This window comes from Georgenia soli (assembly GCF_002563695.1).
Taxonomy (GTDB): domain Bacteria; phylum Actinomycetota; class Actinomycetes; order Actinomycetales; family Actinomycetaceae; genus Georgenia; species Georgenia soli.
The window spans coordinates 1-16,029 of record NZ_PDJI01000001.1 but is presented as its reverse complement, the minus strand read 5'-3'; the positions used below and the strand labels follow the sequence as shown (position 1 = coordinate 16,029).

General features: G+C 65.1%; 13 protein-coding genes. 5 read left to right on the top strand and 8 right to left on the bottom strand.

Annotated elements, in window-relative coordinates:
• Nucleotides 1–106 precede the first annotated feature (106 nt).
• Nucleotides 107–1,189 carry a PDDEXK nuclease domain-containing protein gene (locus ATJ97_RS00065; RefSeq protein WP_098481978.1) on the top strand — a complete coding sequence of 361 codons (1,083 nt, stop codon included), beginning with the start codon at nt 107–109 and terminating at the stop codon, nt 1,187–1,189.
• A gap of 635 nt (nt 1,190–1,824) precedes the next feature.
• Here ATJ97_RS00065 and ATJ97_RS00060 read toward each other — a convergent pair.
• Together ATJ97_RS00060 and ATJ97_RS00055 are read right to left on the bottom strand one after the other, a co-directional pair.
• Complete coding sequence (locus ATJ97_RS00060; protein WP_170036954.1) at nt 1,825–3,078, bottom strand: TRAP transporter large permease; 1,254 nt, start codon at nt 3,076–3,078, stop codon at nt 1,825–1,827.
• Nucleotides 3,078–3,674: a TRAP transporter small permease gene (locus ATJ97_RS00055; protein WP_170036951.1), complete on the bottom strand. Its 597-nt coding sequence runs from the start codon at nt 3,672–3,674 to the stop codon at nt 3,078–3,080. The genes ATJ97_RS00060 and ATJ97_RS00055 overlap by 1 nt, the downstream gene beginning before the upstream one ends.
• 132 nt (nt 3,675–3,806) lie before the next feature.
• Between ATJ97_RS00055 and ATJ97_RS00050 the strand changes: the two genes are divergently transcribed.
• Nucleotides 3,807–4,877, top strand: coding sequence for a TRAP transporter substrate-binding protein (locus tag ATJ97_RS00050; RefSeq protein ID WP_170036948.1), 1,071 nt, complete (start codon nt 3,807–3,809; stop codon nt 4,875–4,877).
• 897 nt (nt 4,878–5,774) lie between these two features.
• Here ATJ97_RS00050 and pntB read toward each other — a convergent pair.
• The 4 genes from pntB to pdxA form a co-directional block, all read right to left on the bottom strand.
• Nucleotides 5,775–7,184: a Re/Si-specific NAD(P)(+) transhydrogenase subunit beta gene (gene pntB, locus ATJ97_RS00045; RefSeq protein WP_098481975.1), complete on the bottom strand. Its 1,410-nt coding sequence runs from the start codon at nt 7,182–7,184 to the stop codon at nt 5,775–5,777.
• A gap of 1 nt (nt 7,185) precedes the next feature.
• Nucleotides 7,186–8,754 (bottom strand): Re/Si-specific NAD(P)(+) transhydrogenase subunit alpha, encoded by a 1,569-nt coding sequence (locus tag ATJ97_RS00040; RefSeq protein WP_098482030.1) that lies wholly within the window; start codon nt 8,752–8,754, stop codon nt 7,186–7,188.
• Nucleotides 8,755–8,901: 147 nt separating this feature from the next.
• Complete coding sequence (locus tag ATJ97_RS00035; protein ID WP_170036945.1) at nt 8,902–10,140, bottom strand: four-carbon acid sugar kinase family protein; 1,239 nt, start codon at nt 10,138–10,140, stop codon at nt 8,902–8,904.
• Complete coding sequence (gene pdxA / locus ATJ97_RS00030; RefSeq protein WP_170036942.1) at nt 10,137–11,138, bottom strand: 4-hydroxythreonine-4-phosphate dehydrogenase PdxA; 1,002 nt, start codon at nt 11,136–11,138, stop codon at nt 10,137–10,139. Before pdxA ends, ATJ97_RS00035 begins: the two co-directional genes overlap by 4 nt.
• Before the next feature lie 287 nt (nt 11,139–11,425).
• On the opposite strand from pdxA, the gene ATJ97_RS00025 reads away from it, so the two are divergent.
• Genes ATJ97_RS00025 through ATJ97_RS00015 form a run of 3 tightly spaced genes read left to right on the top strand, consistent with a single transcriptional unit; the run spans nt 11,426 to nt 14,594 of the window.
• Nucleotides 11,426–12,847, top strand: a complete 1,422-nt coding sequence (locus ATJ97_RS00025) for an FAD-binding oxidoreductase (RefSeq protein ID WP_098481972.1) — start codon at nt 11,426–11,428, stop codon at nt 12,845–12,847.
• Between the two features lie 52 nt (nt 12,848–12,899).
• Nucleotides 12,900–13,670 carry an SDR family NAD(P)-dependent oxidoreductase gene (locus ATJ97_RS00020; protein ID WP_098481971.1) on the top strand — a complete coding sequence of 257 codons (771 nt, stop codon included), beginning with the start codon at nt 12,900–12,902 and terminating at the stop codon, nt 13,668–13,670.
• A gap of 27 nt (nt 13,671–13,697) precedes the next feature.
• Complete coding sequence (locus ATJ97_RS00015; RefSeq protein WP_098481970.1) at nt 13,698–14,594, top strand: NAD(P)-dependent oxidoreductase; 897 nt, start codon at nt 13,698–13,700, stop codon at nt 14,592–14,594.
• Nucleotides 14,595–14,744: 150 nt separating this feature from the next.
• Here the strand turns inward: ATJ97_RS00015 and ATJ97_RS00010 are convergent, their stop codons facing one another.
• Together ATJ97_RS00010 and ATJ97_RS00005 are read right to left on the bottom strand one after the other, a co-directional pair.
• A complete protein-coding gene (locus ATJ97_RS00010) occupies nt 14,745–15,194 on the bottom strand; it encodes a DUF4913 domain-containing protein (protein ID WP_098481969.1) in 450 nt (149 codons plus the stop codon).
• A 14-nt stretch (nt 15,195–15,208) separates the two neighbouring features.
• Nucleotides 15,209–16,029, bottom strand: an 821-nt coding sequence (locus ATJ97_RS00005) for a type IV secretory system conjugative DNA transfer family protein (protein WP_170036939.1), incomplete at its 5' end; no start/stop codon positions are given.

The window sequence follows — 16,029 nt, the reverse complement described above, 5'->3', positions numbered from 1 at the left end:
AAGGTCGTTGAGAGCCGTCCAGACCCGGACCCCGAAGAGAGCGCTGCTCGCACGACTGAGCGGGAATCCGTGTCGCTGACCCGGGCGGATCTACCAAGACGGCAGGATGGCGTACGTGCCACGCCAGGACCTCGACGCCGCTGATCCTGAGGGCTACGGCGAGCTGCTCGAGGAGCTCAAGCAGCGGGTGCGCACCTCGCGGGTGCGGGCCGCACGGGCGGCGAACACCGAACTGCTGGCGCTGTACTGGTCGATCGGCAGGGACATCCTGCAGCGGCAGGAACAGGCTGGCTGGGGCGCGAAGATCGTCGACCGTCTGGCGCGCGACCTCCGCGAGGCCTTCCCCGACCAGCGAGGATGGTCACGGCGCAACCTGCAGTACATGCGCGCGTTCGCCGCGGCGTGGCCGGACCCGGCATTTGTGCACCAGCTTGGTGCACAACTCCCCTGGCGCCACGTCACCGTGCTGCTCGACCGGCTCGACGAGCCGGCACTGCGGGAATGGTACGCCGCCCAGGCCGTCGAGCACGGCTGGTCCCGCAACGTTCTCGAGCACCAGATCATGAACCGCCTCCACTCGCGCGTCGGCGCGGCGCCCTCGAACTTCGACAGCCACCTGCCTGCACCCGACTCCGAACTCGCCCAGCAGCTGACCCGCGACCCCTACATCTTCGACCACCTCGACCTGACCGACCGCGCGAGCGAGCGCGCCCTCGAACAGGCCCTGATGGACCGGCTGCAGGGCACCCTCACCGCCTTCGGGCACGGGATGGCGTTCGTCGGCCGGCAGGTCCGTCTCGACGTCGGTGACGACGTGCTCGTCGTCGACCTGCTCCTCTTCCACGTCACCCAGCTGCGCTACGTCGTCGTCGAGCTCAAGATCGGCCGCTTCTCCCCCGCCTACGTCGGACAGCTCGGCACCTACGTCGCCGTCGTCGACGACCGGCTCCGCGACCATGCCATCCACGCGCCCACCGTCGGGCTCCTGCTGTGCACCAGCCGCGACGAACAGGTCGTCCGCTACGCCCTCGCCAGCGCCAGCGCTCCCCTCGCAGTCGCCACCTACGACACCCTCACCCCCGAGCAACGCCAGGATCTCCCCGATCTCGAGGGACTGACAGCGACCCTCACAGACGTCCTCGCCGACACGTCACGCGAACTTGCGAGTGAAGAGCCCACCGACAACTGACAGAGAGCGATCTGCTGGACCGACGTATCGACTATTATCGGATGGCGATACTGTTCGTCTCACATATTGGTTCACTCAAGCGCGGGTCCAGTGTGGCCGTGATCGCCCGGCCTTTCAGTGATGCGAAGACTTGAGTTCTTAGTGCCGCTAGCGTCACCGCCGAGGCGGAGCGTGCGGCGGTGGGGCGATACGACCTTGTCCATGGCATGAGCATTCTCAAGGAAGGCGCACGCAGAGAGGCCCGTGTAGCTCGCGGTGGCGTGACGTGTGTAGTGCCTCGACATGGGAAGAGTCCGACTCGGTGCATCTCCGGCCGGCCACCTCTATGACTCCGACTCGCTCGAGGATTGGCGCTCGGGGCACTATCGGCGTGGGTCGCCACCCGCTCTCGTTTGTTGCTTCAGTCGATCCGCCGCGCCACCGCTTGAACGTCTGAGGACTCGCAGTGACGCCGCTGGGGTTACGTGTCACCGAACTCCGTCAACCTGGTCCTCAGGTCCTTACCGCCTCCTGCATATCTGGTGCTCACTCGTGGCGACGGGAGGTCGCCCCGACGCCTCGAGCGGACTTGGGGCGACACCCCGCGTGATCGATGTCTTGCCAATAAATGATCAGACGTAGGCCTACCGGCAAGCTCACCCCATCAGCAGCGGCAGATAGGTAACGCCGGCGAGGAAGACAAGGCACGTGATGAACCAGGGAACCATCGCAGGGATCGCCTGAGACAAAGTGATATTGCCAATTTTACAGGAGATCTGCAAGCACATTCCCACGGGGGGCGTGAGAAGGCCAAGTCCAAGGTTGACCACAAAGACAAGCCCGAAATGCACGGGATCGATCCCTATCGCGGTCGTGATGGGAAGCAGGATCGGCACGAAGACGATGAGCGCCGAGTTTGCCTCCATGACTGTGCCAATGAGGAGCAGCAACAAGTTGATGAGGAGGAGGATGAGGAACGGATTCTCTGTGAGCCCCTGGATCCAGAATGTCAGCGTTTGTGGAATCTGGCCCATCACGAGAGCCCAGGAGTACATTTGAGCGGCGGCGATCACCAGCATGATGACGCCGACCAGGACGCCTGACTCGACGAGGGAGTGGACCATCTTCTTAAGCGTGAGTTCCTTGTGAATGAAGAATCCGATCACAATGGCTACGGCGACTGCGACAGCACCCCCCTCCGTAGCCGTGAAGATTCCCAGCCGGATCCCTCCTAGGATTACGACTGGAATCATTAGCGACCAGATTGCCTGACGGGACGCGACGAGTAGTTGACGGAACGGCATCCGCCGACCCTTGGGTTGATCGGTGATGAACGCGATGGCGTATGCCATGACGAGCATTAGCACGACGAAAGCGATGCCGACCAGAAGGCCCCAGAAGAACAGATCTGAGATCGAAGTCTCGGCAAGCACACCGAAAACGATGAGGCTGATGCTCGGCGGAATTGTCACGAACATTGACCCGGCGGTCGCCATGACGGCGACCGCGTGGGCGGGCTTGTAGCCTCGCGCAACCATCTGCGGGATCATGAGGCGACCCACGCTCGACGTATCAGCGATCTGGGATCCTGAGATCCCCCCGAAGATGGCCGTCGTCACGATAGTGACGAGCGAGAGCCCGCCGCGCATGTGCCCGACGAGAGCGTAGGCGAAGTCGACGAGCCGCTGCGTTATGCCGCTCGAGTTCATGAGCGCGCCTGCGACGATGTAAAGCGGGATGGCGAGGAGAGGGAAATTTCTCAGGCCCGAAGCAAGTCGCTGTGCGGCGATGTCCAGCGGGATCTCGCTGAAGAACTGCAGACCAAAGATCGAGCCGAGCCCGAGTGCGATGCCAATCGGCACCGCAACGAGGACGAGGGCGCCGAAAGCGAGACCGAGTGCGTAGCCCATCAGGAAGCCCTTCCTTCGAGTTCGGTGTCGAAGTTCTCGACGAACATGCGATCGGCGTCCTCGTTGAGCACGGTCACTCGTCCGCGCAGGAGCCAGGCAAGGCGTTCGAGCACGAAGGCAATCGCCAGGGCGCAACCCAGAGGGATCGCTGCGTATACCCATGAGACTTTGGCGGGGATCCCGAGGCCGCGGGCAATGCCTGTGAGAAGTTGGCGGTCGGCTGCCGGCAAGATCCCTACAGCGAGCCAGCCGATGAGGCCGAGCGTCAGTACACACAATGCGGCGATCACGATCGCGGAGACCTTGCTCGCCGGAGGCTTGAGCCGACGCACGAGGAAGTCGATCGTCAGATGCTCCCCGCGACGGAAGCCGAGCGGGATCGCGAGCATCGAGATCCAGACGAACAGGCTTACCGCTAGCTCTTCAGACCACACAGTGGGCGAATGAGCGACGTAGCGCGCGATCACCTGCGTTATGAGGATGCCCGTGAGCAGGATCAGGCCCAGCACGACGAGCCAGCAGATCATGCGGTCGAGCACCGCGAAGAAGCCGCGCCCGTTCCCCCCATCGAGGGACGGTATCCACGTCTCAGTCACAACGAGCCCCTTCGGTCGTATTGCAGTTCGGCTGCCACCAGCCGTAGCATCATGACGCGGTTTACAGTATTTTGTAAAGTGACCGATCCAGACCCCCCTCAAGATCGGGGAGTCGCTCTCTCTCGCTGAGCGGTGGCGGCGACGAAGTCGCCACCGATGAAGGGAAGCCATATGTCAACACATCGAACGACGCGCCGAGCCGGCGCTCTCATCGCGGCGACTACCGCGGCAGCCTTGCTCGTTGGTTGCGCTGCTGCGGCCGACGGCGACAAGGACGCGAACGCGTCTGCTGAGAGCACGACCCTGAGTCTTGGCCATGCCTACTCGCCAGAAAGCCTGGAGCACCGCGGTGCTGTTGCCTTCGCCGAGCGGGTCGCCGAACTTACCGACGATGCCGTGACCATCCAGGTATACCCGTCAGCCCAACTCGGATCCTGGGAAGAGATGCAGGAGGGACTCGAGCTCGGAAGCGTCGACATTGTGTTCGAGAGCCTCGGATCGCTCGAGCGGTACACGTCTCTCGCTTCTATCGAAGGCCTGCCGTTTCTCTACAACGATTTCGACCACTTCGTTGCCGTTTGGGAGAGCGACCTCAAGGAAGAGATCTTCGAAGAGGTCAGGGCGGACTCGGGGTTCCAGCTCCTCGGCGCGTTCCCGCGCGGCGGCGGACGCCAGTTAGCCAGCATCCGCCCCGTCGAGAGCCTCAGCGACCTCGAGGGGCTAAAGATCCGCGTGCCTGGCCAGGACGCATACATCGAGACGTGGCAGGCGCTCGGGGCCTCACCCACGCCGCTCGCGCTGAATGAAGTCTTCAGCGCTCTCGAGCAGGGCGCCATCGAGGCGACCGAGGCGCCGGTGAGTGTGCTCCGCTCGTCGAGCTTCTATGAGGTGGCTCAGCACATCACCGTGACTAACCACCTCTTCGGCAACCAGCACTTCCAGTTCTGGGGAGACTCCTACGACGCCTTGCCTGATGACACCCGGGCGGCACTAGTGCAGGCGGCCGACGATGTCTCACTCGAGTTCCGCACTGTCGGGCTCGAAGAGGACGAAGACAACCGAACCTTCCTAGAAGAATCCGGCGTGACGTTCTACGAGATTGATGTTGATGAGTGGCGCGCCAGGGTTGAACACCTGACCGAGCAGGCCGATCCCTCCGTGCAAGGATGGGTTGAGCAGATCAGCGGGATGGCCTCGGAGTAGCCCTGATTTCTGGTGCTACTACAGGCCCGACTGGCTATCGGGAGCGCACGCCACGGTGACCGGAGTCGATTCCTGAGACGCTCACCGAGCTGGAGCGGGCGGCGAGGTCGGGGCAGAGGTTGCGGTGATCGTCAACAGACGTGCCTGACCTCTCCCCGACCTCTCTTGCGATAGCCGCTTCGACAACTGCGGAAGCGGCAGCGCGCTCGAACTGACGGGTGCGAGCGTTACGGTTTTGGGTCGTGCGAGTGCCTTAATCCGCGCGGGTCCGGAATCGGCCGGCGTGACAAGGTGATGATCTCCGAGCGCCCCGCCGAGGTCTAAGATCCGGCCGTGTCCGGCGACTGCTAGGGCGACCTGCACACCGGCACCGCAAAACACCTCCGCGGTCGACCTCTCGTCGTAAACATCCCAGCGCACATCTGCTCCAACGTCGCGACGGGCACGGCGCTCCAGCACGTACGTGATGCGCCCCGGCAGCGCGCTCCGAAACCTGCCGGCCAGTCGCGCCCTTTCGCATGCCGCTGGATCAGCGGCTAGGCATCATCACCGTGGCCGCCGACCTACCGGGTCTACTGCTGCACCCCCAGCCCCACACGGTGCAAACAACTCGAGTGAGAGCACTAACCTTGCTCCCCAACGGTGCAGACACCTGTCCGTCCACAGCGCAAGGTTCCTCGTCGCAGTCACCAGGTCAACGGCTACCCCCAGCTACGCCAGCTACGCCCAGCATGACTCTGACTCGACGCATCCACCGTCGGTACTCACCGGGATGACAACTCAATCTGCGCTTCAACGCTCGAATTTACACATACGAGTCCCGTCGTCGAGAGTGAAGCGTGTGCGTCTCGCCTGTCGGCTCACGCTCAACGAGGCCTGCGACCGGCGGCATGGAAGCTAGACCGTTACGGGAGTCAGGGCCTGCACGATCTTCTCGACTTGGTCCTTCGCGTCGCCGAACAGCATCGCGGTGTTCTCGCGGAAGAACAGCGGATTCTGCACGCCGGCGTACCCGGTGGCCATGGAGCGCTTGAACACGATGACCTGCCGAGAATCCCAGACATTGAGCACCGGCATGCCGGCGATGGGGCTGTTCGGATCCTCGAACGCGGCCGGATTGACGGTGTCGTTGGCACCGATGACGAGGACGACGTCGGTCTCCTCGAAGTCGTCGTTGATCTCGTCCATCTCGAGCACGATGTCGTAGGGCACCTTGGCTTCGGCCAGCAGCACGTTCATATGCCCGGGCAGGCGGCCGGCCACGGGATGCACGCCGAACCGCACCTTCACGCCCTGCACCCGAAGCCGGGAGACCAGTTCGGCCACCGGGTACTGCGCCTTGGCGACGGCCATGCCGTAGCCGGGCGTGATGATCACCGACCGGGCCGCCTTGAGGATTTCGGCCGCCTGGTCGGCATCGATCTCGCGGTGCTCGCCATCCGCGCCGGACGACGCCGTAACCGAGCCGCCGTCGGCCCCAAACCCACCAAGGATGACGGAGACGAACGACCGGTTCATGGCCTGACACATGATGTAGCTGAGGATCGCACCCGAGGCACCGACGAGGGCGCCGGTGACCAGGAGCAAAGTGTTGCCGAGCATGAACCCGGCGGCCGCGGCGGCCCACCCCGAGTAGGAGTTGAGCATCGAGACGATGACGGGCATGTCGCCGCCACCGATCGCGGCCACGAGATGAAAGCCGAGCCCCAATGCGATCACGGTCATGACCGCCAGCGGCAGCAGCGACCCGCTCCCCAGGTACCAAACCAGCAGGACGGCACACACGGCCAGGGCGGTGAGGTTGAGCCAGTTACGTCCGGGCAGCATGCTCGGCGCCGCCTTCATCCGCGCGCTCAACTTGAGGTAGGCCACGATCGAGCCGGTGAAGGTGACGGCGCCGATGAGCACACCGATGAACACCTCGGTGCCATGCACGCCGTCGAGGTGGCCCTCGGCCTGGGCGGTGAGGTGGGAGTTGAAGCCGACGGCGACCGCTGCGAGGCCGACGAAAGAGTGCAGGATCGCGATGAGCTCGGGCATCTGGGTCATCTCGACCGTGCGGGCGCGCCAGGTGCCGACTGCCGCGCCGATGGCGAAGACGGCGACGATCAAGCCGAGCGTGACGCCGACGGGGCGCTGGGACTGGTCGAGCGCGAGGACAACGGTTGCGACGAGGGCGAGCGCCATCCCAGTCATGCCGAGCGTGACACCCCGCTTGGCGGTGGCCTGTTTGGACAGGCCGCCGAGGGACAGGATGAACAGGAGGGCCGCGACGACGTAGACAGCCTGGGCGAGGTGGGTCAGCACGTCACGCGTCCTTCCGGAACATGTTGATCATGCGGCGGGAGACGAGGAAGCCACCGAAGATGTTGATGCTCGCCACGGCGGCGGCGACGAAGGCCAACACGGTCACGACGGGGTTAGAGTTGCCGAGCTGCAGAAGAGCGCCGACGAGGATGATGCCGGAGACGGCGTTGGTCTGGGCCATCAGCGGGGTGTGCAGCGAGTGGCTCACGTTCGAGATCACGTAGAAGCCGATGACGACCGCAAGCGCGAACACCGTGAAGGGCACGAGGAACTCCTCGGCACCGATCGTCATCGCCAACGTCGCGAGCAAGAAGCCCAGACCGGCTAGGACCGTGTTGCGGATGCCCCGGGTGCGGGCCTTCGCGACGGTGGCTGCCGCCGCCTCGGCGGCGAGCTCCTCACCGCTCTTCGTGGGCGCCACATCGGCGGCGGGCGCCGCCGATACCTGCACGGGTGGCGGCGGCCAGAGCACCGCGCCGTCGTGCGCGATGGTCATGCCGCGCTGCACCGGGTCCTCGAGATCGAGCATGACCTGCCCGTCCTTGCCGGGGGTGAGCAGGCCCATGAGGTGCACGATGTTAGTGCCGTACAGCTGCGAGGTTTGGGCCGGCATTCGGCTGGGCAAGTCGGTGTAGCCGAGGATGACGACGTCGTTGTCCGTGACGATGCGCTGGCCCGGCACGGTGCCCTCAGCGTTGCCGCCGCCGGAGGCGGCGAGGTCGACGATGACGGAGCCCGGCTTCATCTGCGCGATCATCTCGGATGTGATCGTCCGCGGCGCCTTACCGCGCACCAATGCGGTGGTGATGACGATGTCGGCCCGCGCTGTCTCTTCCGCGTACAGGCGCAGGGTCGCTGCCTCCTGGCCGGCGCCGAGCTCGCGGGCGTACCCGTCGCCGCTGACCTCCTGCTGGCCGGCGGCAAAGTGGGCGAACGTGGCGCCCATGGACTCGATCTGCTCACCGGCCTCAGGGCGCACGTCGAACGCGCGCACGGACGCGCCCAGCGACGAAGCCGTGCCGATCGCCGCGAGCCCGGCAACGCCACCGCCGATGACGAACACGTTCGCGGGCGGGATCTTTCCGGCAGCGGTGACCTGGCCTGTGAACATGCCCGGGTACTCTGCGGCGGCCTCGATGACCGCGCGGTAGCCGGCGACGTTGGACATGGTTGACAGCGTGTCGAGCGCCTGGGCGCGCGAGATACGTGGCACGGCATCGAGTGCGAGGGCGGTGACGCCACGCTCGGCGAGCGTTGTCACGAGGTCCGGGTGAGCGCCTGGCCATAGTTGTGCGACAAGGACCGCACCTTCGCGTAGAAGCCCGAGCCGCCGGTCGTCGGGCGCATGGACTGCGACCACGACGTCGCTTCCCCAAACCTCGTCTAGGGGGACGACCCGGGCGCCGGCCTCGACGTAGTCATCGTCGGCGAAGGTCGCCGCCGTTCCGGCGCCGTGCTCGACAACGACGTCGTAGCCGAGTTTGAGGATTTTCTGCACGGTGGCGGGCGTGGCGGCGACGAGCCGCTCACCATCCCGACCTTCTCGCGGGACGCCGATCCGTTTCGCCATCTCCAGGGCCGGCGTGTCAAAGTTGCCGACACCGGCCGGCTCCTCACCGTTGCGGATCTCAAGTTCGCTGGGACGGACGGTGACGGCGGATTCCATGAAGTCGGCTCCTGGAAGGGGTAGCGATAGAACTTCGGTATTGAGTTTGAATCAGCGTCCAGCCGACGAGTGCGCAGCCCTCGGAGAGGACGCACTAGCGAGCATGCGCTGGATAGCGACGACTAATGCATCGGGGTCACCGAACGCTCCCGGCTTCGTGAGGATGAAAGGGTTGGGTGCACCTTGAGCGATGGCTAGTGGCACACCCGGGGTCACTTCATCGACGACTGCGAACGTGGACCATCCGAGCAGTTCGGCTACCGCGCCCGTTGTCTCTCCGCCGACGAAGTACACCCCAGCAGATGACATTGCCCGTATTGCGTCGACGAGCGGCGGCGCGATGACGTTGGCAAGATCACGTTCGCTCCAGCCCGCAGCGTCTCGTAGTGTGCGCACCGCTCGTTCTGAATCTCGAGCCCCAGTGTGGACAATGACCACGGACGCGCTTGACGCGCGGACCTCATCAAGCAACCTCCCGTGTTCGGTGGCGGCGTCCCGCAATAGGGCCGGCACGTCTAGGAGTAACTCCTTCGCGCCGAAGGCCTTGAGCACCTTGCGCTGGGTGTCGGTCACCGGGTTGGCGGAGCCGATGACGACGAGGATGCGGTCGGCCTTAAGCTCCGAGGCATTCCGTACGGGCAGGAGGTTTGGTCCGGTGGCGTCAGCGAGGGCAGCCCCCAGCCCGTAAGTACCGGCGAAGAAGCGAACGCCGGCCGCGATGGCGCCATGGACGACGGAACGGAGGTCCTCATCGCTCGTCGCATCCGACAGAATGACGCGACTTGATGCCTTTGCGATCACATCAGCGATTCGTGTACTTCCGGCCCGAACATCGTCGAGTCGCAGCAGGTCAACAGTCTCGCGTACAGCGGACTCAAGTGTCGCAAGGACGTCTGTGCCGGCGCCCATGGGGCGTTGTTGCATGCCGTCGACAATGCGGAGGCCGACGGCCGGACATGCCGGCGCCACGACGACCGGGCCAGGGACGGAAGCTACGAATGCGGCAAGTTCGACAGCAACGTTCCCTTTGAGCGTGCTGTCGACCTTCTTCATGAGGATGTCGGCGCCGCGAGAGTGCAGGCTGGCAACTTCGTGCTGCACCCGGGCGCGGGCAGCCTCGGGTGGAAGATACCGGCTCCCGGTCTCGACGACGACGAGCCCCGATGGGTCCTCGGGTGGTGCCCCGCTGTGGACCTCAACGATCCGCTCGAGGTCGCGGGCGATCTCACCCGCAATGGCGGCGCCGCCGGTTAAGTCGTCCGCGAGGACGGCGACTCGCGCAAGCTTCATGCACGCTCCGTGGCGAGGCGTCGGGTTCCCAGGTCGACGGCGATCTTTGTCGCTCGCGAGAGGAGTTCGGGGTTTGCGATGCCCTTCCATGCGATGTCAAAGGCGGTGCCGTGGCCTGCGGTCGTACGCGTGATGGGAAGGCCAGCCGAGTAGGACACGTAGCCGAAGCGCTTGAGCGGGATGGTGCCCTGGTCGTGGTACATAGCGAGGACCGCGTCGTACCGGCCAGCCTCGTGCGCTGCGAAGAGGCTGTCAGACGCGAGAGGATCGCTCACATCGATTCCCCTATTGCGCAGCCGGGCGATCGCCGGAGCGAGTTCGTCGATCTCCTCCCGCCCGAACACGCCATTTTCGCCGGCGTGCGGGTTGAGACCCGCCACACCGATGCGCGGGGTCGCGATCCCGAACCCGTTGCGGAGGGCCTCGTGCATCTCGCCGACGATGCGCTCGACGCGATCGGCACGGACGCGCCGGATGGCTTCTAGCATCGAGCAGTGGGCGCTGACGAGGCTGACTCGCAGCGGACCACCGATGAGAAGCGTGTGAAAGGCGGTCGTATTCGTCAGTGCCGCGTAGATCTCGGTCTGGCCCTCGTAGTGGTGCCCGGCGGCGTTAAACGCTTCCTTGTTGGCCGGTGCCGACACTGTGCCGAGGATCTGGCTAGCGAGAGCCAGTTCCGCACTTCGCTCGATGGCCGCGACAGCGGCAGCTCCGTTTGCGGCCGTGACCTGGCCCGGGGTGATGGTGCTTACACCGTCCATTGGCACGTCGAGAACGTACGCGACCCCGGGCTTCCGAGCGGCCTCGGAAGGGTCTGCGACGACGCAGACGGAAACGTTTAGGCCGACGGCGCCCGCCACGCGCTGCAGGACCTCGGCGGACCCGATCAGGAGGACCGGGACGTCAGGTTGGAAATCTGCATCCGCAGCGACGCGGAGGCTGAGTTCCGGCCCGATGCCTGCAGGGTCGCCGATGGTGATTGCAATAGGGAGGGTCATCGGCTGCCCCTCCCTTGCGTCGCGCGCATTGCAGCGCCTACATCGACGGTGGCCTGACTGGCTTTGCGGTTCATCAGTCTCCCCAAGGTCGTCTCTGGTAGTGAGTGCCGCCACCAACCGTAGCGGTTTATACAGACTACTGTAAATTGCTGATTCGAGAGTGGGTGACCTAGGCGAAGAGGTGACTTGAGGGCGCCGCATGATGCGCGAGCCCTTGCCGGCGCGCTTGACAGCGCCGCCCGCACACAGCAATATTCAGTTATCTGTAAACCGACGTTAGGCTTTCAATGTCGAACTCTCCTCTCGCAACTACTGACGCCCTCGCGCAGCTCAGCAGCGATCTGCAGGACGTCGTTTCCGCCGATCAGTTGATCACAGCGACCGTCGAGCTCGAGCCCTACAGCCACGACTGGTGGCCGCTTGCGGCTAAGAAGGCGCAGCTCGACGAGCACGATCACATGCCGGACATCGCGGTCAAGGTCAAGGCCGTCGACGATGTGGCTGCAGTGCTTCGCTACGCCTCGAAGCGAGGAGTGCCGGTCACGACTCGAGCTCTCGGGTCTTCTGTCACCGGACAGCCGCTGCCGTCGCGCGGTGGCATCCTTCTCGATGTCACCGGCCTGACCGGAACGCCCGTCATCGACGCGATCAACCATACGGTTACCGTGCCCGCCGCGGTCCGGGGCGACGACCTCGAGGCGTATGTGCGCGAGCAGGGTTTCACTCTCGGCCATTCCCCGCAGTCGCTGAACCGCTCGTCAGCCGGCGGTTGGGTCGCCACCTTCGCAACTGGTCAGCTGTCGTCGCGCTACGGCGGCATCGAGGACCTCGTCGTCGGCTACACCGTCGTCCTCGCCGACGGTCGGACCGTCAAGCTCGAGGCGCGCCCGCGCGCAGCTGTAGGTACCGATCTTCGTCAGATCTTCATCGGCTCGGAGGGAACGCTGGGCGTCATCACCGAGGTCGTCCTCAAGATCTTCCCGGTCCCGGAAACCTCCATCGTCGAGGCCTTCACACTGCCGTCGGTGCGGGCCGGCATCGACGCGATCCGCACGCTTGCACAGTCGGGCCTGCGACCGTCTCTCGTCCGCCTCTACGACGAGACCGAGGCGCGTCACGCTACGGGTCGCGACGACCTGGGCCTACCTGTCCTGTTTCTCGGCAACGAAGGAATCGACTCCGTGGCCCGGGCGGAGCACGCCGCAGCCATCGAACTCATCGGAGACCTCGGCGCCAAATCATTGGGTGCGGAGCCCGTCGAAGGCTGGCTGGGTCGCCGCTATGACTTCTCTACGGTTGAGTCTTACCTCAACGCCTCGGGCGGCTATGCCGAGACGATCGAGATCGCGGGCCGTTGGAGCGAGATTGCTGCCATTTATGACGCCCTTACCGGCGCGCTCGCTCCGCTCGCCGACGAGGTCCTCGGCCACTTCTCCCACATCTACAACCAAGGCACGTCCCTGTACGTGATCCTCCTCGGGCACACAACCGACAATCGGACCGCCGCGGAACGCATCGAGGAGATCTGGAAGGTCGCGATGACGACCACTCTCGCCAATGGTGGAGAACTCTCCCACCACCACGGCTCCGGACTCGCTCGCAAGCCCTACATCGGCTTGCTCGACGAGGGCGCAGCTTCGGTCGCGCGGGACCTTAAGCGTGCGTTCGACCCCGCCGGCGTACTCAACCCGGGGAAGTTGTTCGACTGAGCAGCATCCGGACCAGAGCGGACCGAAGACGATCTGACCCAGGAGCAGTCCAATGACCTATCTACCGTCGTTCCGGATCGACGGTCGCGTGGCGATCGTCACGGGCGCCAGCCGAGGGCTCGGTGAGCACATTGCACTCGCGCTCGCGGAGGCAGGTGCCCACGTCGCTGCCGTCGGTCGCGATGCGGACCGTTTGCAGGCCGTTGCCGAGGCCTCGAGCCCGCTCGATGGCTCGGTGACGCCGTTCGCCGCCGACGTATTGCAAACCAGCGCATTATCTGACCTTGTCAGCGAGGTCGAGGTTGCGCTGGGGCCAGTCGAGATCCTCGTGAATAGCGCGGGCACGAACATCCAGCAGCCGGCGACCGACGTCACCGAGGCGTCCTGGGATGCCGTTCTCGACCTGAACCTCCGCTCGAGCTTCTTCATGGCGCAAGCCGCGGCTAGGCGGATGATCGAGCTCGGACGCCCTGGTCGGATCGTCAACCTTTCCTCGCAGATCGGTGAGGTCGGCTTCTACAAGCGTGCCGTGTACGCGGCGAGCAAGGGCGGCCTCGTGGCCATGACCCGCGTCCTTGCGCTCGAATGGGCACCTCACTCGATCAGGGTTAACTCCGTGGGCCCGACCTTCATCGACAGCCCTCTTGCGCGTGAGATGTTCCAGGATCCGCAGATCGCCGACGAGGTGATGCGACGCATCCCGATCGGACGTCTCGGACGCACCGAGGAGGTGGCGGCTGCGGTCCTCTACTTGGTGTCCGACGGTGCCGATCTAGTCACCGGCCACCATCTGCTCGTCGACGGCGGATGGACCGCGCAGTAGCGCCAGGTTTAGGAAGAGGAGAGCGCCGTGGACATCGGAGTCATCGGTATGGGCAACATGGGTCAGCACATGGCCCGTCGACTAGTGGAGGCTGGGCACCGTGTGCTCGGCTTCGATCCACGACCCGACATTCGGGACCGCCTTCGGGAGATTGGGGCGGCACCTGCGGAGTCTGCCGCAGATCTGACTACACGATCCCAGATCGTCATCGTCATGGTTGTCAACGATGCGCAGGCGGAACGTGCCATCTGGGGCCCAGAAGGCGTCGCCGAGGGGGCACATCGGGATCTCGTGCTCGTGAGCATGAGCAGTCTCTCGCCCTCGTTCGTCCGTGAGGTCGCCGAAAGAGCCTCCGGCGAGTTTCATGTGGTCGACGCACCCGTCAGCGGCGGCGTCGAGGGCGCAGCCAACGGCACCCTCACGATCATGGTCGCTGGTTCCGATGAGGCGGTTGCTGTCGTGATGCCAGCGTTTGAAGCCATGGGATCCCCGGTCGTTGTTGGAGGCACCGCTGGCCTCGGGGCAACGATGAAAGTGATCAATCAAGCGATGTACTTCACCGCTCTTGCCTCGGCTGCGGAGATGGTCGTAGCTGGCGCCAAGGCAGGGCTCGATCCCGACACCATCGTCAACGTAGTCTCTACTTCGAGCGGGGCATCCTGGGCTCTTCAGCATCGGGTCCCTCTCGCATGGCGGGCGAACTACGTAAGCGGCGGATCACTCGCTATTGCCCATAAAGACCTTGGAGCCGCGGTCAAGCTCGCGGACGAACTCGGCATCGCAGCCCGAGTATCTACGGCTGCGGCATCCTTGGTGGCGGATGCCATGGACGTGCACGAAGGTGCCGGGGACGATCCCCTGATCGTCGAGATGGTCGAGCGTCTCAGCGCAGCTCCAATCAACGCTGAGCGTCAACCGCGTTAGCGACAGCATCATGCAGCTTGAACGAGCAGGATGTGCCCCCTCGCTGCCAAGTTCCTCTAGAGGCAGCTTGGCACACACTCGGATCGTTTCTCCTACCGAGTGGTCTACCGGTCAGAACTGACAATGTCAGTGATCACGAGAAGTACGCACTCACTGCGCTGACTCCGGACGTTCGTCCAGGAACAATCCGGCTGGCGGCGGGGTGTACGGCAATGGTTCGCCGTCACGGTTCTCGTCCTGGGACTTCTTGAAGGGACCCTCTGCGGAGAGCAGGACGCCCATGTGGTAGTCGGCGTGGTCTCGCAACCAGACGCTCATGCCGGTGGCGGGGTCGAGGCGGAGGTGTTCCCAGGCTCGCCAGAGGGCTTCGAGGCGGACGATGGCCTCGGGGTGGCGCCACCATTCCGAGGCCCATTTGGCGGAGGTGTTCGGGCCGACGCGGCGGCGGTAGAGGTGGCGGAGGTATTCGCGCACGAAGTCGTCGACGGAGCCGTAGTAGAGGGTGGGCTCCTCCGGCTTCGCTGCTTCGTCACCCGCGTGCTCGGTGCGGGCGTCGATGAGGTCTTCGGCCTCGTCCCAGCCGTTCAGCACGTCGGTCATCACGGTTCTCCCTATTACAGTGCCGGGACCGGGTTCGGGGTCTTGTCGACGACGGCGAGCTCGCGCTCGGCGTCGACGATGGTGCGGGCCGCCTGGGGGTCGTGGGCCTTGATGGAGGCGCGCACGGCCTCGGCGTGCGGGCCGGTCATCCAGGGCTGGGTGCGGATCAGCGTGGGGCGGGAGCCGGAGGCGAGGACGAGGGCGCGGCCCTTGGGCATCGCGGCGAGGTCGGCGACGTCGAGGATGCGTTCGCGGTGCAGCTGCTGGGAGACGGTGCGGTGCCCGCGCCCGTAGGACACGGAGGAGGCCTGGCGGTCGTAGTCGCCGGCGATGCGGGAGAGGTCTTCGAGGAAGGCAGCTTCGGAGACGCCGCCGCCGTAAACTTTCACGTTCGCGGCGGACCAGAGCTTCTTCATGCCCGACTCCCCCCAGACGTCGGTGCCCTGGGACCAGGACTGCAGGATCGTCATGATGACGATCCCGCGGGAGCCGTAGTGGCTGTAGAGGTTCGGCAGCTCTCGCCACCGGCACACGTTCGCGGCCTCGTCGAGCACGGCCAGCAGTGGCGTGGTCAGGCGCCCGCCGGGTGAGTGGACGGCGAGCTCCTCGGCGGCCTCGACGACGGCGACGGTCAGCGCGGTCACGAGTGGGCCGGCGGTGCCACGGCCCTCCTTGGACAGGCTGTACAGGGTGCCACCGTCGGCGACGAACGCCGCGGGATCGAAGTGCGGCCGGTGGTCGGCCGGCCCCTGGGGGGTGACCCAGGCGGCAACCTGCCGGTTGGTCAGGCAGGAGGCCATCTGCTGAGCGGTGCCGTAGACGCCGCCGCGCTGCT